The organism is Bartonella sp. CL70QHWL (assembly GCF_042194855.1).
GTDB lineage: Bacteria > Pseudomonadota > Alphaproteobacteria > Rhizobiales > Rhizobiaceae > Bartonella.
In genome coordinates this window covers 1-23,819 of record NZ_JBHINJ010000004.1, presented here as the reverse complement: position 1 = coordinate 23,819, position 23,819 = coordinate 1, and the positions used below count along the sequence as shown (strand labels likewise).

Here is a 23,819-nt window from a genome sequence, read left to right as displayed (position 1 = left end):
ATACATCGGTTCGAACGTTCTCTTTAAAAACACACCGTAATTACAAGCGGCTTCAAAAAACAGCCTTACTAATATAATATTAGCTAGAGGGTTACATGTATATCGCAATAATAATGCACTCATTCCCGCAAGAGTGCTCCACATATTATGGCGTAGACTGTACAAACTCTGCCGCTCTTGCATACTCAGGCGTAAGGCCACTTAGTCGTATAGCAGCCGCAGTTTCAACGTAAAATAGCGGACGCTTCTGTATCATAATACTTGACAGAAGCATCAACAGCTAAGGATATAGGAACTAATTTGGATTCTTTCGAAATGCTATATATAAATTTAATGTGCCGCCCCAAAACACACCATCAGTGAACCCACTTAAAAGACCAAAAAGAAGATTAAAATCAAATGCATATTTCAAATCAGGTTCAATCTTGAGAAAAACAATCAATGTGAATTTGATGACAAAAGCGATAAGAATAAATATCAGCGTCAACGGCGTACCATGCCGAATAATTAAATCCGTTCCCTCTTTGATTTTTAAACGCGCAGTAGCACGCCAGAGCAACCAGCCAACGCCAAAGCCGATCATCAGCCCTGCCAACATTGCGATTGCTCCCCAGCGTGGGAAGGCCAGCTGGTTAATCACATCGCTTGCGCCCAAAAAAAGAAAGACTAACGGCAAGAGAAAAAGGCGGTAAACCTTCGTTTCCCTATCTTTCAATGCGATTATTCCCCTCGCAATGAGAAAAATAAGCAAAATCCAAGCCCATAAAGGGGTTCCGGTCAGAATGTTAAACAATGACATATTATGCTCCATGATGTTTGATGCGATAAAAATATTGCATGATGTTAGGAAGATATTTAGAAAAAAGAATACCAGTACAAATTAAACCCATAGTGACCAACCAAATCTGCGGGGTCCATGTAAAAAAAGCCACTAGAAGGCCATTGGCAAAAAAGATGATTACCCAAATCCATGTAATATATTTATTGATGAGATAAAATAGGATATGTTTGCGTTTTTCTTCAGAAACACCAGCACTGGCATAAAAAATGGTAAAGGGTTTCTTTACCAGCAAGCTAATCAATGAAACCAGAGCAAGTGACAGATAGCAAAAAACTGTGGGGTAGTTCAGTAAAAGTGTAGACCATCCAGCGAAATAATTAACAAACAGGACAATAACTGTCAGAATGTTAGTAATCATCACGGGTTCTCCCTGCCGGACAATTTTAATATTCACAGCAATAATGAACAATAAAATCACAGTTAAGATGAGAGAGCGTTCGACCAGAGTTAAAAAGTTTCCATTGATAACCCAGGAGTAAATACTCCACGGAATAAAAGAGATTATTATGTTAAACATGGCGCATCCTCCTTTTTATATTTGATAGAAAACTTACCGCAAGTGCTTCGTTTTTTAGTTTCCGTATGAATATAAAAAACGCCACCCGGTTCATACTCTGTATCCTGTTTAATGGTCAACTGATAGGTATCTCCCGGATAAACTGCTTCAATGAACTTTACTTTTTTCAGCGCAACAGATGCGATATTTTTCGCCCTACCCTGCGTGGACAAAGCCAGAACCATCTCAATCAATAGTGAACCAGGACATACGGCGCGGGAGGGAAAATGTTCCTCAAAAAGCGGATGATGCGCATTAAAGGAAAAAGTACAAGAATCTCCGGTTACGGAGGAAATCTTACATAAATCGCCTAGTAATGGAAGAGCGGCTTTCTCAGAACACGAGCTAAAGAAGCAGACCTTACTGACCATGATGATTGCCTGCGCAATAACGGCCCTGCCATTGTCGCATGGGCTGGACTTACAGTGAATACGGCAGTCCTCATTAATGCGTTCAATATGTCCTTCAACGCGCAACCGATCGCTATCAAAATGGACGGTAGAGAAAAACTGTTCAACCATAACAGGGAGATAGCGATAAGTGAGATCCGAGTTTTTAGCCACCACGGTGGCGAATCGAACTGAAAACTGATGCAAGGCTTCGAGTAACAAGCCCTGTTTCAAATAGTTATGGGCTAAATTCCAGTGAGAAATATCGATTTGCCCGCAAGCACGCATCGGTGCGGTTAAGGTAATACTCTGACATATACCCAAGAAATTTGGCTCGGTGTGATGCTTTATAGCCATAATTGGGAGACCTTTTTATATTTTTCTCTTAAATCCTTTGATGATAAACTGAAGGAATGAGTGCTAAACCGCGCTTGATAGTGCGCGAGAAGTATCGGCATACGACAAACGAAAAAAGCCAACAATCCCAGCTCAGGAGCAGCCCGATGTTTGCTCATGATGCTTGCAATTAGAAAATCGACATTGGGTTGCTGTCCTGTATTGTCCGAAATAGATCGCGCAAGCGAACTGAAGGGGCGCATAGGCGCCTGAAAGCGTAAAAAAAAAGAAATCAACCCAGACATCCCGTTGCATAATCGGATGACCAAACCCTAGCCAAGGTTTGTCTTTGCAATAATGCGTTACCGCCACCTCAAGATTCTCTATTTCAATCTCATGGAGGACACTAGAAAGTCGCATGGCAGCATATTTGCAGGCTCCTATATGCGCGAGACCAGTAGCACAAAATCCACCGATTAGTGCAGAAATGACGTCTCTCTTGGTACGGTTGGTGGGATTTGAACCTACGACCTCTGGTGCCACAAACCAGCGCTCTAACCAACTGAGCTACAACCGCATAAAAAGAAAATGTATCATAAATGTTCACGATTTCGTAAACATTTATTCTTACGCTTATGTGACATAAGGAAAATCAACAAAGTTTGCAAGCCCCTTAAAAAAAATCTCGCAATTTTTTGTGAAGAAAAAAGCGTTTTTTTACAAAGGAAATTTTGCCCAATGTTCAAGACTATGATCACGATAGCTTTTTATGTTATCAACTCCATCTTGTTGCATCATCTGCAAAATCTCTTGCAGAATAGTTATGACAAGATCTGGACCTTCATAAACCATCCCACTATATAATTGAATTAAATCTGCACCAGCTTTTACTTTTTCCAAAGCGGTTTGTGCGTCCTTTACACCGCCAACACCAATAATTGCAATCTCCTTCCCTAATTTTTTACGCATTTTTGCAAGCACAATAGTAGAACGCTCAAAAAGTGGACGTCCAGAAAGCCCACCCTGTTCATTACTGAAGTGACTATTGCTAAGCCCCTGGCGTGAAAGAGTTGTGTTAGAAACAATCAGTCCATTAAAATCAGAAAGTTTTATTTCTTCAGCAACATCATCTAATTCTTTCTCTGATAAATCGGGAGCAATTTTTAAAAAAATAGGAATGGAGAATCCATGCTTGTTCTCTTGCTCATTTCGCGCTTTCGAAACTGCACTCAACAAAAGATGCAAACTGTCACGGGCCTGTAAATCACGTAAACCTGGTGTATTAGGAGAAGAAATATTAACCGTAAAATAATCAGCAACATCATAAAAATGAACAATACCAACAGTATAATCATCAATCTTATCGACCGTATCCTTATTGGCTCCAATGTTGACTCCTATAACACCAGTTTTTTTACACGCACGCAATCTATTGTAAACAACTTGATGTCCGTCATTATTAAAGCCCATTCTATTAATAATCGCTTCATCTTCTTTTAAACGGAAAAGCCGTGGTTTAGGATTTCCAATCTGAGGCTTTGGTGTCACTGTCCCAATTTCAGTAAAACCAAATCCTAAACGAAAAATACCATCTACAACCTCTGCATTTTTATCAAACCCCGCTGCAAGACCAATAAAATTTTCAAACTCAAGACCAGCAACAGTTACACACAAACGTTTGTCGATAACCTTTTGACAACCATTTAATCCACTTTTCAGCCCGAGAATCGCTAAACCGTGTGCTTGCTCTGGGTCCAACATAAATAAGGCAGAACGGCCAATACAACGAAAAAAACTCATTAATCCTTCTCCACAACATAAAAATGATCCATCGCACCTCACCTATATCTTTTAACACAAAAGATTTCCAATCAAAGAAAGCATATTATCCAAATAATATTCCCCTTCTAGAAGAAAAATCATCATATAATAGCCATACATGTTTATATTGATATATACTGTGTAAAGAACTTTTTATTCTTAAAAAATGTTTCTCTTTTTCGACATTTTTTAAAGATTAAAATATGAATCCTAATCTTATAAAATGCAGCATGAATTGAAACATCAATGGCTCTTTACCATAGTCATGGTTTTGTGGCATCTTATGCAGGCAAGCTCATAATTCTCTTAAATATGCATGCAAATGCCCTCTATTCCCAAAGTTCCTCTGTGTAATATTGTTTTCAACAGAAACAAAGCTTGTTCTATAAAGCTATTTTTTTCCTAGCATTTATAGGATACATGGTTCATAAAAACATCTAAATTCATACTATTGTTGCACCATTTATTAGCAACAGAATGTTCAATCAATTTGTACTCTATTGATAGAATTTTGAAGAATCTGCATTGTTTCCTTTGCCATTTCTGATGCGTTAAATACAATTTTGCATCTATTAAGTGCTCTGTCTAACATATATTTTAAGTAATGACAGTTGATTGTTGAACTCACACCTATCATACCAACGACTTCCAAACCAAAATGATCTTGCAAACCCTAGAGCTCTGCTATTTATAAACTGATACAATCTTCCAGCAGATGAAATGTGTTTCTTCCATCGGAATTATCTCCATTTTAGCTCATGCAACCCAGTACAAATAGCTTTTAGATAAGCCATAATGCCCTCCTAATTTCTATTATCGCTTACTAAATTAAGAGGAATTAAATTATAAGTTTTACTGTGGTATTGTGTAAAAATCTCTCTTTTTAATGTTAACATAAAAATCTTGAGGCAATTATATAAATTAAGCTACAGTTTTCTACTTTCTGTTGAAAAAGCAGATATAGTTTTTATTAAAAAAGCTTTTTTCTAGGAAAGGTTCTAAGTAAATTCAAATAGAGCCCTAAAATCCAAATAGAACCCTAAAGCTCTTTATTAAACCTTATAAAGTCTTTGAAAATAATATTAATATTGTAATATAATCATAAAAACAAAATCTGCCCTTTCCTTTTTCATCAAAAGCGGTAAGTAAATTACCGTATATCACTTACATAAAGGGGAAAATGCAATGCTTAAAGAATTCAAAGAATTTGCCCTAAAAGGTAATATGATTGATCTTGCTATCGGTGTGATTATAGGGGGTGCTTTTGGTAGCTTGGTCAACTCAATTGTCAATGATATTTTTATGCCAATCATTGGATTGATTACAGGTGGAATTGATTTTTCTAATATGTTTATTCAACTTGCTGGCGAAAAACAAGCAACATTGAGTGCCGCCAAAGCAACTGGAGCAACCATTAGCTATGGACACTTTATTACTTTACTTATCAATTTTCTCATTATTGCTTGGGTGCTTTTTTTATTCGTTAAAGCTATGAACAAAATCCGTAGAAAAGAAGAAGAAAGCCCCCAAAAAACGTCTTCAGAAGAACAACTGTTAACAGAAATTAGAGATCTTTTGGCTAAGAAAAAATAATTTTATGCAAGATTTACATCATGGAACACGAGGAAAAAACATTTCCACAGTTGTTCCGTAATTGGGTTTGGAGAACAGTAAAAATTGTCCCCCTCTTTCTTCCACCATTGCTTTACACATTGGGAGCCCTAAACCTGTTCCCATAAAAGCGCTATCACCAGATCGGCCATCCTTGCGCTCTACTTGACCATAAGGTTGCAGTGCCTGTATAATCTCTTCTTCGTTCATCCCTATACCATTATCACTCACTGAAATTTTTACACGTTCTTTTCTATAAGAAACGTGAACAATAATCTGTCCACCCAAAGGTGTAAAACGAATAGCATTGGAAAGAAGATTCCATATAATCTGGCGAAACACTTGTTGTGATACAGGAATAAATGGAACATGAGGTGGAGCAACAATACGCATGATAATGCCGTTCTGATTGGCTTGAGTCTCAAGAAAAGCTATCGTCGCACGTAAACAAGATATCACATCAAATGTTTCAGAAATAAGGGAAGAATCAATCTGGTTATCGGAACCAGAATAATTTATCTTCGAGCACTCTAGTAATTGATTAATCAGCAATAATATATGTTTTCCAGAGGAAATAATATCGCGTAAATATCCATGATAGCGCTCATTTTCTATCGAACCAAAACGGCCTTCTCTCATAATTTCTGCAAAACCAATAAGAGCATTCAAAGGTGTTCGTATTTCATGAACAACTCCAACGATTTTATCCTCTTCTGCTTTTTTTTCTCCTGATGGAACTGTTTGTGTCCTATCACGCAACATAACAGCATAATTTCCTTGCTTTGCCAAAAATACAATCGTTATCAAAACGGTTATATTTTTATGATTTTTCGTCATTAAATCAGCTGTTTCTCTGCGATTTAAAACCTGATTTTTTCCCTCCATGCGGATTGATTTAAAATATTTTTCAACCAAAAGTCGGCTTTGAAAAGTAAATAATGAAGAGAGTGGCTGTCCTCGCAGTTCATTTATTTCATAACCCATTAATGCTAAGGCTGCCCTACTCGCTGATTGAATAAAGCCTTCTTCATCCAACCATAAAACACCATCTGTTGCTGTATCCAACAATGATAAAACTGCAGCGGGCTCTTTTACGAGAGCTTGTTCTATAGCATTTACCGGCAATGTTTGTGCATATGGTAACTGAATAGCTGTTTCTTCAACTAAATTTTCTTCTTTTACCGATGAATTTAATTCATCACGCAATTGCTCTGCAATTTCATGAAAAGCTGAGCGTTCTATCTCCGTAAGACATGGTATTTCTGTTGCTAGCTTTTCATTTCTTTTTTCTTGGACTTTTTTTTGTATTTTTAAAACACCAAAGCCACGAAACCCTTTAAGCTGCTTTGTAACATCAAAAATTGGCAAAGCCGACAATTCAACATCAAGCCATTGTAAGCAACCATCAACAGGCCATTGAACAATCTCTTTACTCCAAGGCATAGCCGCTTCAATAAAACGACTGAGAACCAGATATCGATCATCATTAAATTGATGAGCAAGTTCATGAAAACTACACCCTAAAATAGAGGAAGAGAGAGGACCAACAACTTCAGCTAGCTCTTTTGAGACTTCACAAAACAAACCATTGTGATCGATTTCCCACGTAAAAGGCCGTGGCAAAAGCTCTGGTGTAAAACGAAAAGCTTCTTGCTGAGATTTTAATTCATTTGTATTTAACTTTAACTCATCTGCTTTTAATGGCATAACTAAAACTAAAAAGTGTTGGATTTACTCTCAAATGAATAATGCTAATTTGTTTACAATTATCTGTTCTGGTTAAAATAACTTGATATCTCATATAAATTGTCTGTAGCAAAATTTTGACTGTTTCATCAACAAAACAAGAATAAAAAGAAGCTTCCAGCTCTTGTTGCTTATTCACCCATTATGTAATAAATCTTGTTACAATAATGGTAACATCTCCCTCGCATAAATAGTACTCAAAAAGAATACACTTATTTTACACATTCATGCGCCTTTTTTGAAAAGATATCTCCCAAGATCCCCAAGCTTATTTTACGACGTCATCTGTAAATGGTGTAATGTAAAAGTCCCTATAGAGGATATCAAGGCATTGTGCATTACCATTTTTATACTTATAAAAGAGCTGGTTAGCACCATCATTATACTAATTTCAGCCCCTAATGTTACCAATAGTTCTTGGCATTTGAAGGCATTCATACAAAGATCTTTCTTTCATTAGAATCGCTACAAAAGAACAAACAAAAAATATACCACCGCACTATTTTATTAAAAATTTTCTCTGTAAAAAAGAGAACACAAATTATCTGTCTTCATATAAAGATTTGTTTAATTTCTTTATATTCCAGATCATTTAGAAATGTTAAAATATCTCATAATCTCCTTTGATATCAGCTTGTTTACCTCATCAGAAGTCTTAATACAAAAGATCGCTTTTGCTTTATTACTCTCCATTTAAATTTTTAATATTATATAAAAAAATAAAACAAGCACATTTAAATAATAACTGTCAGATATTTAAAAAATTGCATATTTTTAAATGCGTTTGTTTATTTTCCTTCATTGAGTAAAATTTCACGTTTTCCAACATGATTAGCGGCTCCAACAATGCCTTTTTCTTCCATCCGCTCGACGAGAGAAGCTGCTTTATTATAGCCGATTGAAAGTCGGCGCTGAATATAAGATGTTGAACATTTTTTATCACGCATAACAATTTTTACAGCTTGGTTATAAAGTTCCTCACCCTCTTCATCAAAATTTTCTTCCTCAGAAATTTCAGCCGCTGAATCAGCAGAAGTATCCTCTTTGTTATCGTCTTCATTATCCGTTACCGTTGCCAAATAATCAGGTTTTCCTTGCATTTTAAGATGTGCAACGATGGATTCAACTTCTTCATCTGAGACAAAAGGTCCATGAACGCGCACAATGCGTCCACCACCAGCCATATGAAGCATATCCCCCTGACCTAAAAGCGTTTCAGCACCTTGTTCACCCAAGATCGTACGACTATCAATTTTTGACGTTACTTGAAAAGAAATGCGGGTAGGAAAGTTTGCTTTAATTGTACCGGTGATAACATCAACAGAAGGACGTTGCGTTGCCATAATAAGATGAATACCTGCCGCACGCGCCATTTGCGCTAAGCGCTGAATGGCATTCTCTATCTCTTTCCCTGCCACCATCATAAGATCAGCCATCTCATCAACAATCACAACAATATAAGGAAGCTGCGTGAGATCCATGGCTTCTTCATGATAAAGCATTTCCCCTGTTTCCTTATCAAAACCCGACTGAACAGTACACATGATCGTTTCGCCTTTTTGAGCTGCAAGTGCAACGCGTGCATTAAAACCATCAATATTACGCACACCCAACTTAGCCATTTTGCGATAACGCTCTTCCATTTCACGAACCGCCCATTTTAAAGCTGTTACTGCTTTTTTGGGATCTGTGACAACGGGTGTTAAAAGATGTGGAATGCCATCATAAACAGAAAGCTCTAACATTTTAGGATCAACCATGATCAAACGACACTGCTTTGGTGTCATACGATAAAGAATCGACAAAATCATTGTATTAATTGCAACAGACTTGCCTGATCCTGTTGTTCCTGCAACCAATAAATGAGGCATTTTTGCTAATTCTGCAATGACCGGTTCACCATTAATCCCCTTCCCCAAAGCAAGAGCAAGTTTAAATTCACTTTCACGAAAAGAACGTGTTTGGATTAATTCCCGTAAATAAACGGTTTCACGAACCGCATTGGGTAACTCAATCCCGATAACATTACGTCCAGGAATTACAGCAACGCGTGTAGAAATAGCAGACATAGAACGCGCAATATCATCAGAAAGATTAATAACGCGCGATGACTTTACGCCCGCGGCGGGTTCAAATTCATACATTGTTACCACTGGCCCTGGATGAACATGGATAACTTCACCCTTAATGCCAAAATCTTCCAAAACACTTTCCAAAAGTCCAGCACCACGTTCTAATGTTTCTTGAGGAATCATCGTACCTTCATGAAAAACAGGTTCCTGTAATAAGTTGATCGGAGGAAATTCATAAACATCACAGTCAATAGATTGAATATTTTGCATAAAAGCAGAATCATAATTACCTAATGGCATACGAGTAGATTGTAATGTTTTAGTTTTACTGTTTGCTTGCATCACAGAAAAATCTTTTGAATTCTTTGTGACGGCTTTGTTTATACAATCAACAGTATTATTGGCGACAGTATTATTGCTATTTTCAGTCTCTATACTCGCCCCTGCATCGCTTAACGCCCCTGTATTACTTAACGTATGAGCAGAATCTTCAACAGAAAGCTTAGAATGACTCTCTTTAGTAGTATCATTATTTGTATGCATTAAATCAGAAATTTTCTCAACGCCTCGCATCCTTTCCGCTGGAGATTCTGATGTAATTGAATCATAGAGTTGTGGAAAGCGGTATTCAAGAACACGGTAAAGAGCCGTTATTGACTCATCAAAGGCTGTGGGAATATCCGGTGTAATTTCATTTGTCGTATCAATTGATATTCCATCCTCTTTTGACGTTTGAGTCTCCACATGTTCAAATATCAAAGATTCACACTCAAAAAATGCATCATCGGAAAGATGCAAAGCAGGTTTTATTTTTTGTAGCACATTTTCCACTTGTAATTTACGTTCTTGTTCATCCTCCTCAAGTGGAATATTTGCTGACGGCATATGAATAGCTTGTCGTGACAACTGCTTCAGAACCGTTGAATGACAAACTGATGTTTTATTCTCTATTGATTGAGGATTAATGACTTTTTTTGTCGAAAGAATATTGGTTGTTTTCTTGTTACAACGTACAATATTTGTATCTGTAATTTTTTTTTGATCTTGCTTCGTAAAAATTTTAAACTGTTTTGCAAAAACTGGATCTGTTTCTATACGACGACGCAAAATCTCAACTTCTGGGGTTCTCGTGAAACGGACGTTTTTTCCGAGGGCAAATGCCTTTTTCCACACTTCCGGATAAGGAAATATCTCAGTAATCTTAACAGATAAATCTTCTCTTGATGCACCTTCCGTACTATCATCAGAAAAAGAAGACGTAGAAATAGATTTTGTTTTCGAATTATGCATGGCACCCAACAAATTTATAGCAATGAGAAAAATAACCTTTTCAAAAAGAATTCGTAGAAACTATCATACGAAGGTTAATAACCTTTTGCTGATGGTTACTTTTTAATGAAAAAAATAATGCCATAATGCATATTCATAATCTGCCTTTTGCATATTTACGATATAAATTGCTCAGTTTATGGTGTCATAGAGCTCGTATTTCATTTGTTTTGAAGAAAACTTCATGATAAAAAAGCTTCAAGAAAATTGTCTATGCCTCTCTTTCTCTCCCTTTGCATAAGAGAAACTAGTCTCAATAATACAATGAGCATTGCTCTATTGAATTCTCCATGCTCAATTATCACGATATAATCTAATTTCTCGCGTTTTTATAAGATTACCCTTGTTATCCTCGTTTAAAAAGGCTTAGACTAAGACAATCATAATTACATAAATACAAATAGAAAAAAGGGAGTGAATTATGTTTAATAAACGGAAATTTTATATCAATGGTCTATGGGATGAGCCAAGCATTCCTCACGATTTTGACGTCATTAATCCATCAACAGAGGAGGCTTGTGCTGTCATTAGCCTTGGAAGTACAAAAGATGCCGATAAAGCAATTAATGCGGCTAAAGAAGCGTTTCAAAAATGGAAAACAACGTCACCAAATGAGCGTCTTGGATTTGTTGAAAAAATTCTAGAGATCTACGAAAAACGTTCCAAAGACATGGCAAAAACCATTTCAATGGAAATGGGAGCACCGATTGATATGGCGCTTAATGCGCAAACTGCAACCGGAAGTTCCCATATTCGCAATTTTATCGAAGCTTATAAAGAGTTTTCGTTCCAAGAAACTTTAATAAAGGGAAATGAGCAAGCAATCCTTCACTACGATCCTATCGGCGTCATAGGATTAATTACGCCATGGAATTGGCCCATGAATCAAGTAACTCTTAAAGTTATTCCTGCTCTCTTGGCTGGCTGTACCATGGTGTTAAAGCCCTCTGAAATTGCGCCTCTTTCTGCTATGCTTTTTGCTGAATTTTTAGATGAAGCCGCACTTCCAGCCGGTGTTTTTAATTTAATCAATGGTGATGGTGCGACTGTCGGCTCTTACCTCTCTGCACATCCAGATTTAGAAATGATCAGCTTTACTGGTTCAACTAGAGCAGGAAAAGATATTTCTAAAAATGCCAGCGCTACTTTAAAAAGAGTCTGTCTGGAACTTGGTGGAAAAGGAGCGAATATTATCTTTGCTGATGCCGACTCAGATGCTATTCAACGTGGTGCACGACATTGCTTTTATAATAGTGGACAAAGTTGTAATGCACCGACTCGTATGCTTGTGGAACAGAGCATCTATGACAAAGCCATAAAAATAGCCAAAGATATTGCAGAAACAACAAAAGTAGGACCAAACTGCCAAGAAGGAAATCATATTGGACCTGTCGTTTCAAAAAAACAATATGATAAAATTCAAGATCTTATCCAATCGGGAATTGATGAAGGTGCAACTCTTGTTGCAGGCGGGACTGGTTTACCAAAAGGAATGGAACGCGGTTATTATGTCCGTCCAACAGTCTTTGCTGATGTAAAACCTCATATGCGTATTTTTAAAGAAGAAATCTTTGGTCCAGTTCTCTCGATTCTTTCTTTTAGTACAGAAGAAGAAGCCGTCGCTTTAGCGAATGAGACTGAGTATGGTCTTACAAACTATATTCAATCGCAAGATCGCAACAAATGTCGTCGTATTGCGGCACAAGTACGCTCTGGTATGGTAGAAGTTAATGGACATGGATTACCCAGTGGAAGCTACTTTGGAGGTGTAAAATTTTCTGGGCGCGCTCGTGAAGGAGGACATTGGGGAATTAAAGAATTTCTCGATAGTAAAGCAATTTCGTACTGGTAAAATCTTATTAAAAACTTAATAGGAATCGTATGGTAATACAGAAAATAACGGATGAAGGTGCTCTTGGGCAACGTCTTGATCAGTGGCTCGCAAAACAATATCATGATGTGCTCTCGCGTTCGCGTTTGCAAACCCTCATCCGTGAAGGCTGTCTTAAAATTGATGGTCAATTCATAAAGGAACCAAAAACAAAATTAAAACCTAACCAAATAATTGAATTGGAAATGCCTGACCTTCGTGATGCAGAACCTAGCGCTGAAGCCATTGCATTGGACATTCTTTTTGAAGATGATCATGTCATTGTTATTAACAAACCAGCTGGTCTTGTTGTTCATCCTGGGAATGGCAATTGGACCGGTACATTGGTTAATGCCCTTATTTACCACTGTGGGAATAGTTTATCTGGTATAGGTGGTATTAAACGCCCTGGCATTGTCCATCGTCTTGATAAAAATACAAGCGGTGTTATGGTTGTTGCAAAAAATGATCTAGCTCATAAAAGTCTCAGTGCTCAATTTTCTGATCATGGACGTACCTGCGCATTAGATCGACGCTACCATGCCTTGATTTGGGGAACACCTCAGCGCAATGTCTGGACAATTGATGCATCACTTGGCCGTTCGCCCCATAACCGGACAAAGCAAGCTGTCATCCATAACCAAACCCCTTATGCTCGTCATGCTGTTACACATGTTTCTCTGCTTGAAAAATATGGCTCTCATGCAGACTCAACATCTTTTGCTAGCCTTCTGGAATGTCGCTTGGAAACTGGACGCACCCATCAAATCCGTGTTCATATGACTCATATTGGGCATCCACTCATAGGCGATACAGTTTATGGAAACGCTTTTAAAACAAAATCAAACACATTCAACCCCACTATTAGAAATGCAATCGATCAATTCAACCGACATGCACTCCATGCTGCAAGTCTTACTTTTGAACATCCTTCTACCGGTAAAGTTATGTCGTTTTCCGCACCACTGCCTCAAGATATGGCTAAACTTATTAAGCTTTTTAAAAAAATGAATTGAAACTTTTCCCCTTCTCAAGATTTCACAATAAAATATCTTTTTTTGAACAAAATTGAAAAATATGCTAGAGTGAGGTTATGAGGATAGTTAGCTATCTAAAACATAGAATTTGCCTTATCAGGGAATTCAAACAAAAGGAGGGTGCTATATGGCCCATATGAATTTATTATCAGTAATGACAGGTGATGGTGGTTTAAACCGTTACTTGGAAGAAGTGCGTCGTTTTCCAATGCTTGAGCCAAAAGAAGAATATATGTTAGCTCAGCGTTACCGTGAGCATAATGATCTAAAAGCTGCGCATAGGCTAGTAACCAGCCATTTGCGTCTCGTAGCTAAAATCGCGATGGGATATCGGGGCTACGGACTTCCCATTGGGGAAGTCATTTCAGAAGGCAATGTTGGACTCATGCAAGCTGTTAAACGTTTCGAACCAGAGCGGGGTTTTCGTCTTGCAACCTATGCAATATGGTGGATTAAAGCATCAATCCAAGAATATGTATTGCGCTCTTGGAGTTTGGTGAAAATGGGGACAACAGCTAATCAAAAGCGTTTGTTTTTCAACCTTCGTAAGTTAAAAAGTAAACTTCAAGCACTTGATAGTGGCGATCTCAATGCAGAACAAGTGAAAAAAATTGCAATCCAGTTGAATGTCACAGAAGATGAAGTTGTATCAATGAATCGTAGGCTTGGTGGTGACACTTCACTCAACGCACCAATTCGAACAAAAGAAGGGGAAAACAGTGAGTTGCAAGATTGGTTGGTGGATGAATCTAACGATCAAGAACAAATTTTAATTGAAAAAAGTGAATTAGAAAATCGCCGTTCCATGCTCATAAATGCCATGGACAATCTCAATGAACGCGAAAAGCGTATATTTAAAGCGCGTCGTTTAAACGATGTACCACTAACCCTAGAAGAACTCTCTGGTGAATTTAATATTAGTCGAGAACGAGTAAGACAAATTGAAATGCGTGCATTTGAAAAAGTGCAAAACTCTATCAAAGATTCTACTTTATCTCAAAGTCAAGTATAAAACCTAGAGTTAAGTATAAAGCCAATGGTTTGCACATTCTTTAAATGTGAAAATGAAAAAAAGCATGCCTTGGCTTTATACTTGTAAATTAGCCTATCGAATTCTTTAAGTTATTGATATGTAAAGCTTTATTGAATATATTTGGTATATAATTGATAAAGACGGTCGTAGAAAATTCTTCACAGCCGTTTATTTTTTTACATCTATGTTTTATTTTTTTGACCAAGAACTGTTAACTTATCTTGTTGTGCAAGCCATTGTCCAATAACTTCATTAAAAATAGACTTACCTGTTGGTCCTTTTGCAAAGGTTAATTCACTTATACGCCCGTTTTTATCCGTTAACACCAAACGCATCCAATCTAATTCTCGCATCAATTGTAAATTTCGATCAAGAAATGGATGATTACCACTCAATGCGACAAGAAAAAAGTCATCGTTAATCTTTGCAGCAATGGTTCTTGTTAAAGCCTGTCCAATGGATTGTTCACTTGCTTTAAAGGTTAATGCTTGAACATTGCTTATAGCTTTACCTGAAAATTTATCAGAAAGAATAAAAACAAGGTCCATAATATATGCAGCAGGAAATGACTGATCGGTATTACGACGTAAAATTAACCGTAATGATACCCCTTCATCAGGAATTGTTATATCACCTTGTATAGTTGTTTCTTCTGGAGCCCCCTTCACTTGAGATTCTTTTATAAGCGTCCAGCGAGCACTTCCCGTTGCTATCTTTTCTGCATCATAATTTGTACGTGCTTGATAGAAAACAGCTTCACCTGATTTTTCAAGCGATTGCAAATTGCTATCAACAACTGTTGAGAGTACTTCTTCATCCGAAGAATCTATCGCTTGTTTTAAACCAACATCAATTTCACTTCCATCCTCTAATAAGCGTTGTGTTAACTTTCTCTTAATTGGAAATGCCTTTGGTACTCTGTGAGAAGCTTGAAGATTTTCTTCTAAAAACTGATGATCATTTGATACAAATACACGCTCACCAACAAAAAAAATACCAACAATTAAAACAACAAAACTAACAACAGAAACAGCACTTATTACAATACGCCTTTGCACTAACGATTTATTAGCACGACGTAAAGCCTGAGAAAAAATGTGCGAAACAATATGCGGATTATCTTCCTGCGAAGGAGAAATCTTTAACACACTGCTATTAACATGCTGAGAAGGCACATCAGCCTCCATATTAACAGGCTCTGCATCTGGTATATCGGATACACAAAGCTCATCAAATACCTTGTTATCCTTTGAACACGTAACAAAATCCTGTTTTCTTTTTATATTTACCTCTGAAAATTCATTATTCTTTGGTAATATAGTTTTTTTTGTATATTTCTTATCTTCATTTATATTTGTGGGATTCCACCCAATAACTGAAGAAAGCCGCTTCTTTTCAACTGCTAAATATTCTCCTTCAACAGTTGCAATAGAACTTTGAAGAACCTTTCTCTGTTCATCCGCTATTGCTTGTGGTATTTTTGCTGTTAAAAATTGATGTTCTAGTGTTTCGGTAGCACGCTTATAAATCCGCTTACGCACTTGTGGTGTAATATTATTTTGTGCATTAATTGTCTTTTTTAAGATTCCAACGAAATCTACCATTTCCTCTATAATCTCTCTTAAATTGAGAAAAAATCAATAGTAAAGCCAAAAAACTTTATTTTAGCCTTCTAAATTGATTGCCATTTAATATTGGTACAACTATCGCAATAATGTAAAATGAATATGAAAAATAAACAATGCTATTTTGCACCTTTCTCTCACGTGCTCGTAAAAACTTTTTTTGTAAAAAGAGACAAAAACGCACAGAGAACATATATAGAAATCTAAAAATAATAATCAATTAACAAAGGGATCCGTAATAAGAATAGTATCTTCACGCTCTGGACTTGTGGATAATAAAGCCACTTTTGTATTAATCAGTTCTTCAATATAGCGTATATATTTAATAGCCTGCACTGGTAAATCTTCCCACCTCAATGCATGTGCTGTTTCTTCCTTCCAACCTTCTAATGTTGCATAAACAGGCTTCACCCGATCCTGAGCTCCCATGGAAGAAGGTAAATAATCAATTCTTTTACCATCAAGCTCATAACCAATACAAATTTTTATTTCATCCAAACCATCTAAAACATCAAGTTTTGTCAATGCTATACCTTGAACACCGCAAATTGTTACCATCTGACGTACTAAGACAGCATCAAACCAACCACATCGACGCTTTCGACCCGTTACAACACCAAATTCATGTCCACGCACTCCCAGAAATTCACCAATATCATTTATCTGCTCTGTCGGGAACGGCCCTTCTCCAACGCGTGTAGTATAAGCTTTTGCAATACCCAAAACATAATGAATTGCATCAGGTCCCATCCCCGAACCTGTACATGCTTGCCCAGCAACTGTATTAGATGACGTTACATAAGGATAAGTTCCAAAATCATTATCTAATAAAGCACCTTGCGCACCTTCAAAAAGAATGTGTTTCCCTCCTCGATAACCTTCATCTAAAAGACGCCACGTACAATCCATAAAGGGCAAAATTTTATCCGCAACTTGCATCAATTCATCATAAAGTGCTCGAGAATCAATCTCTGCAACACCCATCCCACGACGCAAAGCATTATGATGCCTCAAAAGCCGCTCAATCTTAGCCATAAGTGTATCTTTTTCTGCTAAATCCATCACTCGGATAGCACGACGTCCCACCTTATCTTCATAAGCCGGTCCAATACCGCGCTTTGTTGTACCAATCTTCAAACCAGATAAACCGCTTTCTCGAATTGCATCAAGATCACGATGCAAAGAAAGAATCAAAGGAGCATTTTCAGCAATACGCAAAATTTCTGGTGTGATTTTTACACCCTGATTACATAGTTTTTTTACTTCTGCAACAAAATGATGAGGGTCAACAACAACACCATTACCTATAATTGATAACTTGCCACGCACTAAACCAGACGGTAAAAGTGATAATTTATAACTAACTCCATCAACAACCAATGTGTGGCCAGCATTATGCCCCCCCTGATATCTCACCACGATATCTGCTCGCTCAGATAACCAATCTACAATTTTACCTTTGCCTTCATCACCCCATTGTGTACCGACAACAACTACATTGGCCATAACTTTCTCCGTCGTGTTTGGTTAAAAAAACCAGCATTCAAAAACAAACACTTCTTTATAACGAAACCTTAGAGCAAGTGCGACTCCTCATTTCAGATTTTTCTCAATCTTCAAGTGATTAAATTTTCAAATTTATGATAATAAAGATAAGCAAATACCAAAATATTTTAAATCTGTTATTTTTGCTACAACAAAGTAAAAAAAAATAGAGATTTTAATTTGTGCGTATCCAACACCTGACAGAGCATTCATTCTCTCTCTTAATCTTTTACAATTCACGTAATATTTAGAGGCTGTCTGTCTGATACAAGAATACGAAAGATCATCATAATCTCTCGTATCCTTTTTTGTTTAAAAATACGTTGTGAAAATCACCAGTAATTATTTAAAGCTGTGCTTTTTCAACTTGGAACGCCCACTCAAGCCATTGTGTCAAAATTTCAAGATCGGAAGCCTCAATTGTTATACCCGCCCAAATTCGAAGCCCAGGAGGAGCATCGCGATACGAACCGATATCATAAGCAACCCCTTCCTCATCAAGACGTTTCACAACCGCTTTTATAAAAGATACTCGCTTTTCCGTATCCAAAGCAGTAATCACTGGATCCACAATATCTAAACAAATAGCGGTGTTAGAACGCACTTCAGGATCTTTTGCCAAATATTCTAACCATGGCGTTTTGCGAACAAAAGCATCAAGTACAGAAAAGTTTTTCTCAACCCGTGCTCTTAATGCCGCTGCACCTCCTAGAGACTTTGCCCACTTCAACCCATCAAGAAAATCCTCAACACAAAGCATAGAAGGTGTATTGATTATCTTTCCTTTAAAAATATCTTCGTTCAATTTTCCATTTTTTGTCATATAGAAAAGTTGAGGCATAGGCCAAGCTGGAACATGATTCTCAAGCCTCTCAACAGCACGAGGACTTAAAATCACCATACCATGTGCAGCCTCACCTCCCAAAACTTTCTGCCATGAAAAAGTAACAACATCTAATTTTGAAAAATCAAGATATTGCGCAAAAGCTGCCGATGTTGCATCACAAATGGTCAATCCAGCCCGTTTATGCGGAATGAAATCCGCATTAGGAATACGCACACCAGAAGTTGTCCCATTCCATGTAAAAACAACATCCCGATCAAAGTCAAGTTGTGTTAAATCTGGTATTTCACCATAAGGAGCTTCAAAACGACGCACATCAGAAAGCTTTAATTGCTCGACAACATCTTTATTCCACCCAAATCCAAAACTTTCCCACGCCGCCATATCAATGCCACGCTCACCTAATAGAGACCATAGAGCAGCCTCAACAGCACCGGTATCTGAACCGGGCATAATTCCTATACGATGATCAGAAGGAACCTCAAGAATCTCACGGGTTAAATTAACAACTTCAGCAAGTTTTAATTCTGCTTCTCTAGATCTATGTGAACGCCCAACTAATGCATTTTTAAGAACATCAAGAGTCCAACCAGGCCGTTTACTACAAGGGCCTGAAGAAAAATTAGTATTATTGGGACGACTACTTGGTTTTTGTAACATTATCATTATTTCTCCCCTTTTAGATGTTTTTTTCTTTATAAAGAAAAACAAATTATTATAAAGACTAATCAACAATCTTTTTAGAAAAAGTCAAAAATGTTGTCTATTATTTCGTATGCTTAAAATTCACGGAAACTTTATAAAAAAATCTTTCTTAATCATGCTTCTCGATTGATTCTTTTAATTTTTTTCGTATCACCACCACGATAAGACAGCATTCTAATAACAATACACTAAAGTGTCCAATATACCTATCAAATTTATTTTATGATAAAGATTCATTGATAACGCTCTAGAATAGGGAGATAAACTTATTAAAAAATCAATTATTTTTCTTTTGATGACTGGACAGAGAAAATTTTAATGTTATAACCGCAAACGCTTTATGTTTTTTATGAAGCATGCCCAGATAGCTCAGTTGGTAGAGCAGCGGACTGAAAATCCGCGTGTCCGTGGTTCGAATCCGCGTCTGGGCACCACTTTTTGTTTTTAACATATTGAAATATATAGATTTTTTCTTTAAATAGCTATTTTCAGACCACCTTTTAGACCACCTTCTACAGTTTATATAATTTTACCTAATTTGTTCTTATTTGCTCCTTATTTTTCTTTGGAGTGAAGTCTAAGATCTCTTTTTTTCTCCATCTCACTGCTCTCCCTAGCTTATATGGCTCCGGAAACAACCCCTGAAGCACCCAATTGCGAATCGTTGTTGTGGATACACTAAAAAGCTGTGCACACTCACGTGTCGTTACATATCTATCTCCATCATCAAATATCATCTCATTACCTTTCTCTTTTTTATATTAATTAAATGGGTGGGAGTGCTGGAAGGCATGTGAAGCACTCCAACTTTTAAAAATTTGCAAGTTTATTTTTTAGATGTGCTTAATTTCATATTTCCAATCAGGAAATTGAGTAAGAGCTAATGCGAGTTGTCCTCTATGACACATGCATACATTGGCTTCAAAACAGGTGATTGCAACGCGCTTTTTGTTTAAAAACATTTGATATAATTTGTTTATTGCACAAGAATTATTCTTGAGAGTTGTATTTTGATAATCTTCAAAAAGGCGGTCATAATCTTTTTGTGTTTTCAAATTTCTTCGTTTTTCAGAAGCAATTCCAAGTTCAGGCATATGCATATATTCAATATCAATATTGCTCACAGCTTTCTCTAATTGTCTTTTCGAAAATCCGTGTTTTCTACTTATTGGATTTTTACGAACATCACATAAAGTTTTGATATTGTTTTCTATGAGACAACTAAGATAATTCTCAAGGGACTTACCTTCATAGCCAATGGTAAAAAAACAAAATTCCTCATCTTTAGCAGGCTGTATGATAATATGTTTGGTGTTACACACGTTTAATTTCCTTGGTAAATGGGTGGGGGTGCTGGGAGGAGAGAGCACCCCCATAACGTCAAGCGGCTTTTGTCAAAATCTTTTGCATCTCTTGTTCTATTTCTGCTAAAAAAGCTTCGACCGCTTGATTAATCTGTTCAATGTGTTCTTCATCACGGTGAATGCGTTTGATTTTCATGCGTAAGTATGTTGATTGCCTCGTAAAACGTGGGTCATAACTGATAAAATCACACCATTTTCGTCCCGTACAAGCCATTTGGAATTGTATTTGCGCGCTATATTCAGGCTTTATAGTGTCATCTATAAAGAAGCGTAAATGGTTTGGTGATTGTGGACATTTGACTTCAACTAAACCGTCATCACCAACAAACCCATCAGGACTAGCACCAGCCATTTTGATTGTGGGGTGTTGTATGAAACCACACTCTATGATCTCTGTATCATAAATAAATGCATATTCTTTCAAGGCATCTTCTTCATGTTCAATGCCCCATTGCATAGCCGGCGTTGGATAAGATTGGCTTACTTCACCAGTTAAACGTTCTGTTATAAGTTTGATTTTGTAGTCTTCATATTTGTTTGTCGGCATTCCCTTTGCTGTTTTACTCAGTAGGTTGTAAACGTTTGAAGCGGTGACTTTTCCCAAGCGGGCCTGAAACCATTGTGCTGTTCTTTGTTCCATTTCACACCGCCGTTTGTTGTTGAGTTGGTGCATATTCAATATCTTGTATAGGTGCATCTAATTGCTCTTGTTGTGCTTTATTCATTTGCTTTCGCTGCTTTTTTTTCAAAGCAAACAAAGCGGTTTGTGCTTGTTTAAAAGACATATCTTTTAGATTTTTTACTCCTATGAAAGAGAGAAGCCTACTTTCTTCAGATTGTGTTTTTTTAATTAATTCTTTGATTTCATTCATCTGTTCAGAAGAGATACCCGCAAGAAGTGTTATTCCATCTGTATCGTCTTCTTTTCTTGCAACATTAAGAAGCATGCCTAAGAGATATCTACGTGCGTAGCTTATAGTAGAACCAACCGCTTGTGTGTTATTTTTGCTTCCCGTAGCATCAATGGGAAATGTTCCTTGTGTTGATATTTCATTGCCCGATATATGCTTTAAAGTCATTTCTACAGTTATGTCATTTGAACTCTGGTCTTTGATACGAGAGAACAAGGCAAAGTGATGTTTTGCAAGAGGTTCTTTAATAGCATCAATATATTTATCAAGCGTTGTATAGAGGCTTTTAGTATGTGTATTAATGGCATTTTGTTCGATATTTTTATATTCCACTTGTATAGCAGAAAGATCACGGACAAAGTTTTGACACTCTTGTCGTTCTATCTCCTTTTCTCGCAATTCAAGAAGACGCTTGAGACGATCCATATCGACATCATTTTCTAAAGCTCTTTCTAAAATAAGCTCCATAGCTGTAGGTTTGATTTCACAATCGTTCGTTTTTTCCACTAATTCCATTTGTGTGGTACTTAGTTCACTCATCTTGATTTCCTCCTATTTGAGCGCAATTCACCCGTGGCGTGAATCACGCATGTGTTAAAAGTTGGTTTGGTTGTTAGAGTTTGGATTTTATAGGCTGCATTATGTCTTCAGAAATTATGGTATCTACATAAGGCTCGTCTTTATACCCAGAGATAGTGATACAAAGTTCACCTAGATTGTGAGTATTTCTCACAACTAACTGTGCACACAAGGTAGGTTTAATTCCATATTTATACATGATTTATTTTTTCTCGTTTGTTGTGATACGGCTTTCTCCGCAGATCTCTGAATCTCCGTAAATTTTTGCGTCGCCATAAACTCTTGCATTGGGATAAACAATTGCATTTCCGTAAATCTGTGCGTTTTCAAAAATGCGACCACCACCATATACTCGGGCGTTATTATAAATTTTTGCATTGTCATAAATTTTTGAACCCCAAGTAACACAAGCATTATCATAGACCCAGCAATTGCCATCATGAGAGAGATTGCTTTCATTTTCTATAAAGCCCCCAAGGTCCCCAGCCTTAACATCATCAAAATCTCTTAAAGCACGAATGCGGTACAATGTATGGCAACTTACAATATCGGTGGTTTCATTAGTCAATTCGTATTTTTTCACCATGCTTTTTCTCCAGTGGACATGACGTTATCGCCATCAATATCCGCATCACGATAAATTTTTGCGTCGCCATAAATACGTGCATTACCGGAAACTGTTGCCATTCCATAAACTTCGGCAAAACCGTAAACATGTGCATTATGTTTAATTCGTGCACTACCATAAACTTCAGCATCATCATAAACTTGAGCATTATCGTAAACGCAAGCACAAGATAAGACGAATGCATTACCACCTACCCAGCAATTACCATGATGCGATAGGTTGTTTTCATGTTCTATAAAGCCGCCTAAATTACCTTTTTTAATAACTCCAAAGTCTCTTAAAGCGCGGATACGGTGAAGAGTTACCCCTTTAAACTCAGCTTTCTCATCAGTAAGTTCGTACTTCTTTTTTATCATAATAACCTCCTCTTAATGCATGGTTTGTCTTTTAAGCTCTTGAGACAGCACACCAATTCCTTTTGCTGTGATTTTTGCGCAAGGAATGACTTTTTCTATTCCACTTGCGGTTTGAAGTGTGATGGTTGGACAATCCATAAGTTTCTTTTGGATTTTGTCTTGATAAGGAAGCAAATTTCCACCTGCTGCTCGTCTGTAAACCCAACCTTTTTTCTGTAAGAAGAGAATGAACTGTTTTGGTTGCATCTCGAGTATTTTAGCGGCTTCTGTAAGACCAAAGAGTCCATCATGGCGCTGTAAGCTTTCAAGAGCCATTGCCTTTGGTTTTAAATTTGCAATAATGTTATCTTTTTGTTCATTTTCATTTTTGAGATACGTTAAAACACCAAGCATAACTTGAGGGCTTGAGTAGTCGATTTGTGGTATTACTGCTTGCTTTTCCAATTCTTGCCAACGGTCTATAATCCTAGCGCGTAATGTCATGCTGTAACCAGAAACTAAAATGAGGCATTCACGTTTAGGAAGGTTGTAACAGTTTTGGGGTTTACCCTGTTTATCTAAATAGGTGGATCCAAATTTGGATTGACCCCCTTCAGGATATAATTCTCCTAACATTTGTCG

General features: G+C 37.1%; 21 protein-coding genes and 2 tRNA genes. 5 read left to right on the top strand and 18 right to left on the bottom strand.

The window, feature by feature from the left end:
- Positions 1 to 295: 295 nt before the first annotated feature.
- The 6 genes from ACFIJZ_RS02885 to ACFIJZ_RS02860 form a co-directional block, all read right to left on the bottom strand.
- Entirely contained in the window at positions 296 to 799 is a 504-nt protein-coding gene (locus ACFIJZ_RS02885; RefSeq protein WP_375630992.1) for a hypothetical protein, read from the bottom strand.
- Between the two features lies 1 nt (position 800).
- Complete coding sequence (locus tag ACFIJZ_RS02880) at positions 801 to 1,358, bottom strand: hypothetical protein (RefSeq protein WP_375630991.1); 558 nt, start codon at positions 1,356 to 1,358, stop codon at positions 801 to 803.
- On the bottom strand, positions 1,346 to 2,143 hold the full coding sequence (locus tag ACFIJZ_RS02875) for a beta-hydroxyacyl-ACP dehydratase (RefSeq protein ID WP_375630990.1): 798 nt from the start codon (positions 2,141 to 2,143) through the stop codon (positions 1,346 to 1,348). Before ACFIJZ_RS02875 ends, ACFIJZ_RS02880 begins: the two co-directional genes overlap by 13 nt.
- Positions 2,134 to 2,427 (bottom strand): hypothetical protein, encoded by a 294-nt coding sequence (locus ACFIJZ_RS02870; protein WP_375630989.1) that lies wholly within the window; start codon positions 2,425 to 2,427, stop codon positions 2,134 to 2,136. Before ACFIJZ_RS02870 ends, ACFIJZ_RS02875 begins: the two co-directional genes overlap by 10 nt.
- A gap of 195 nt (positions 2,428 to 2,622) precedes the next feature.
- Positions 2,623 to 2,699 (bottom strand) — tRNA-His (locus tag ACFIJZ_RS02865).
- 140 nt (positions 2,700 to 2,839) lie between these two features.
- Positions 2,840 to 3,922 carry a quinone-dependent dihydroorotate dehydrogenase gene (locus ACFIJZ_RS02860; protein WP_375630988.1) on the bottom strand — a complete coding sequence of 361 codons (1,083 nt, stop codon included), beginning with the start codon at positions 3,920 to 3,922 and terminating at the stop codon, positions 2,840 to 2,842.
- Between the two features lie 1,206 nt (positions 3,923 to 5,128).
- Here ACFIJZ_RS02860 and mscL point away from each other — a divergent pair.
- On the top strand, positions 5,129 to 5,536 hold the full coding sequence (gene mscL / locus ACFIJZ_RS02855) for a large conductance mechanosensitive channel protein MscL (RefSeq protein WP_273790360.1): 408 nt from the start codon (positions 5,129 to 5,131) through the stop codon (positions 5,534 to 5,536).
- Between the two features lie 18 nt (positions 5,537 to 5,554).
- Here mscL and ACFIJZ_RS02850 read toward each other — a convergent pair whose 3' ends face one another.
- Positions 5,555 to 7,261, bottom strand: a complete 1,707-nt coding sequence (locus ACFIJZ_RS02850; protein WP_375630987.1) for an ATP-binding protein — start codon at positions 7,259 to 7,261, stop codon at positions 5,555 to 5,557.
- A gap of 827 nt (positions 7,262 to 8,088) precedes the next feature.
- Positions 8,089 to 10,662, bottom strand: coding sequence for a DNA translocase FtsK (locus tag ACFIJZ_RS02845; RefSeq protein WP_375630986.1), 2,574 nt, complete (start codon positions 10,660 to 10,662; stop codon positions 8,089 to 8,091).
- A gap of 460 nt (positions 10,663 to 11,122) precedes the next feature.
- Here ACFIJZ_RS02845 and ACFIJZ_RS02840 point away from each other — a divergent pair, with 460 nt between their 5' ends.
- The 3 genes from ACFIJZ_RS02840 (at position 11,123) to rpoH (ending at position 14,620) form a co-directional block, all read left to right on the top strand.
- On the top strand, positions 11,123 to 12,553 hold the full coding sequence (locus ACFIJZ_RS02840) for an aldehyde dehydrogenase family protein (protein WP_375630985.1): 1,431 nt from the start codon (positions 11,123 to 11,125) through the stop codon (positions 12,551 to 12,553).
- 29 nt (positions 12,554 to 12,582) lie between these two features.
- Positions 12,583 to 13,587: an RluA family pseudouridine synthase gene (locus ACFIJZ_RS02835; RefSeq protein ID WP_375630984.1), complete on the top strand. Its 1,005-nt coding sequence runs from the start codon at positions 12,583 to 12,585 to the stop codon at positions 13,585 to 13,587.
- A 148-nt stretch (positions 13,588 to 13,735) separates the two neighbouring features.
- Positions 13,736 to 14,620, top strand: coding sequence for an RNA polymerase sigma factor RpoH (gene rpoH / locus ACFIJZ_RS02830; protein ID WP_273790355.1), 885 nt, complete (start codon positions 13,736 to 13,738; stop codon positions 14,618 to 14,620).
- Between the two features lie 203 nt (positions 14,621 to 14,823).
- Here the strand turns inward: rpoH and ACFIJZ_RS02825 are convergent, their stop codons facing one another.
- From ACFIJZ_RS02825 to ACFIJZ_RS02815, 3 genes are all read right to left on the bottom strand, one after another.
- Entirely contained in the window at positions 14,824 to 16,245 is a 1,422-nt protein-coding gene (locus ACFIJZ_RS02825; RefSeq protein ID WP_375630983.1) for a hypothetical protein, read from the bottom strand.
- Positions 16,246 to 16,482: 237 nt separating this feature from the next.
- Entirely contained in the window at positions 16,483 to 17,772 is a 1,290-nt protein-coding gene (locus tag ACFIJZ_RS02820) for an adenylosuccinate synthase (protein WP_375630982.1), read from the bottom strand.
- A 385-nt stretch (positions 17,773 to 18,157) separates the two neighbouring features.
- Positions 18,158 to 19,321 (bottom strand): phosphoserine transaminase, encoded by a 1,164-nt coding sequence (locus ACFIJZ_RS02815; protein WP_375630981.1) that lies wholly within the window; start codon positions 19,319 to 19,321, stop codon positions 18,158 to 18,160.
- Between the two features lie 397 nt (positions 19,322 to 19,718).
- Here ACFIJZ_RS02815 and ACFIJZ_RS02810 point away from each other — a divergent pair.
- A tRNA-Phe gene (locus ACFIJZ_RS02810) sits at positions 19,719 to 19,794 on the top strand.
- A 99-nt stretch (positions 19,795 to 19,893) separates the two neighbouring features.
- Here the strand turns inward: ACFIJZ_RS02810 and ACFIJZ_RS02805 are convergent.
- From ACFIJZ_RS02805 to ACFIJZ_RS02775, 7 genes are all read right to left on the bottom strand, one after another.
- On the bottom strand, positions 19,894 to 20,097 hold the full coding sequence (locus ACFIJZ_RS02805) for an AlpA family transcriptional regulator (protein WP_273790351.1): 204 nt from the start codon (positions 20,095 to 20,097) through the stop codon (positions 19,894 to 19,896).
- A gap of 96 nt (positions 20,098 to 20,193) precedes the next feature.
- Positions 20,194 to 20,682 carry a DUF488 family protein gene (locus ACFIJZ_RS02800; protein ID WP_273790349.1) on the bottom strand — a complete coding sequence of 163 codons (489 nt, stop codon included), beginning with the start codon at positions 20,680 to 20,682 and terminating at the stop codon, positions 20,194 to 20,196.
- Positions 20,683 to 20,740: 58 nt separating this feature from the next.
- Entirely contained in the window at positions 20,741 to 21,364 is a 624-nt protein-coding gene (locus tag ACFIJZ_RS02795; protein WP_273790348.1) for a lambda exonuclease family protein, read from the bottom strand.
- Between the two features lies 1 nt (position 21,365).
- Entirely contained in the window at positions 21,366 to 22,175 is an 810-nt protein-coding gene (locus ACFIJZ_RS02790; protein WP_273790347.1) for an ERF family protein, read from the bottom strand.
- A gap of 241 nt (positions 22,176 to 22,416) precedes the next feature.
- A complete protein-coding gene (locus ACFIJZ_RS02785; protein WP_273790346.1) occupies positions 22,417 to 22,800 on the bottom strand; it encodes a hypothetical protein in 384 nt (127 codons plus the stop codon).
- A complete protein-coding gene (locus ACFIJZ_RS02780; protein ID WP_273790345.1) occupies positions 22,794 to 23,198 on the bottom strand; it encodes a hypothetical protein in 405 nt (134 codons plus the stop codon). Before ACFIJZ_RS02780 ends, ACFIJZ_RS02785 begins: the two co-directional genes overlap by 7 nt.
- 12 nt (positions 23,199 to 23,210) lie before the next feature.
- On the bottom strand, positions 23,211 to 23,819 hold a 609-nt coding region (locus ACFIJZ_RS02775), incomplete at its 5' end, for a phage antirepressor KilAC domain-containing protein (RefSeq protein WP_375630980.1).

Bases quoted from the DNA above. Each gene is read 5' to 3' on its own strand.
- ACFIJZ_RS02885 (WP_375630992.1), bottom strand. From the start codon at position 799: ATGTCATTGTTTAACATTCTGACCGGAACCCCTTTATGGGCTTGGATT.
- ACFIJZ_RS02880 (WP_375630991.1), bottom strand. From the start codon at position 1,358: ATGTTTAACATAATAATCTCTTTTATTCCGTGGAGTATTTACTCCTGG.
- ACFIJZ_RS02875 (WP_375630990.1), bottom strand. From the start codon at position 2,143: ATGGCTATAAAGCATCACACCGAGCCAAATTTCTTGGGTATATGTCAG.
- ACFIJZ_RS02870 (WP_375630989.1), bottom strand. From the start codon at position 2,427: ATGTCTGGGTTGATTTCTTTTTTTTTACGCTTTCAGGCGCCTATGCGC.
- ACFIJZ_RS02860 (WP_375630988.1), bottom strand. From the start codon at position 3,922: ATGAGTTTTTTTCGTTGTATTGGCCGTTCTGCCTTATTTATGTTGGAC.
- mscL (WP_273790360.1), top strand. From the start codon at position 5,129: ATGCTTAAAGAATTCAAAGAATTTGCCCTAAAAGGTAATATGATTGAT.
- ACFIJZ_RS02850 (WP_375630987.1), bottom strand. From the start codon at position 7,261: ATGCCATTAAAAGCAGATGAGTTAAAGTTAAATACAAATGAATTAAAA.
- ACFIJZ_RS02845 (WP_375630986.1), bottom strand. From the start codon at position 10,662: ATGCATAATTCGAAAACAAAATCTATTTCTACGTCTTCTTTTTCTGAT.
- ACFIJZ_RS02840 (WP_375630985.1), top strand. From the start codon at position 11,123: ATGTTTAATAAACGGAAATTTTATATCAATGGTCTATGGGATGAGCCA.
- ACFIJZ_RS02835 (WP_375630984.1), top strand. From the start codon at position 12,583: ATGGTAATACAGAAAATAACGGATGAAGGTGCTCTTGGGCAACGTCTT.
- rpoH (WP_273790355.1), top strand. From the start codon at position 13,736: ATGGCCCATATGAATTTATTATCAGTAATGACAGGTGATGGTGGTTTA.
- ACFIJZ_RS02825 (WP_375630983.1), bottom strand. From the start codon at position 16,245: ATGGTAGATTTCGTTGGAATCTTAAAAAAGACAATTAATGCACAAAAT.
- ACFIJZ_RS02820 (WP_375630982.1), bottom strand. From the start codon at position 17,772: ATGGCCAATGTAGTTGTTGTCGGTACACAATGGGGTGATGAAGGCAAA.
- ACFIJZ_RS02815 (WP_375630981.1), bottom strand. From the start codon at position 19,321: ATGATAATGTTACAAAAACCAAGTAGTCGTCCCAATAATACTAATTTT.
- ACFIJZ_RS02805 (WP_273790351.1), bottom strand. From the start codon at position 20,097: ATGATATTTGATGATGGAGATAGATATGTAACGACACGTGAGTGTGCA.
- ACFIJZ_RS02795 (WP_273790348.1), bottom strand. From the start codon at position 21,364: ATGGAACAAAGAACAGCACAATGGTTTCAGGCCCGCTTGGGAAAAGTC.
- ACFIJZ_RS02790 (WP_273790347.1), bottom strand. From the start codon at position 22,175: ATGAGTGAACTAAGTACCACACAAATGGAATTAGTGGAAAAAACGAAC.
- ACFIJZ_RS02785 (WP_273790346.1), bottom strand. From the start codon at position 22,800: ATGGTGAAAAAATACGAATTGACTAATGAAACCACCGATATTGTAAGT.
- ACFIJZ_RS02780 (WP_273790345.1), bottom strand. From the start codon at position 23,198: ATGATAAAAAAGAAGTACGAACTTACTGATGAGAAAGCTGAGTTTAAA.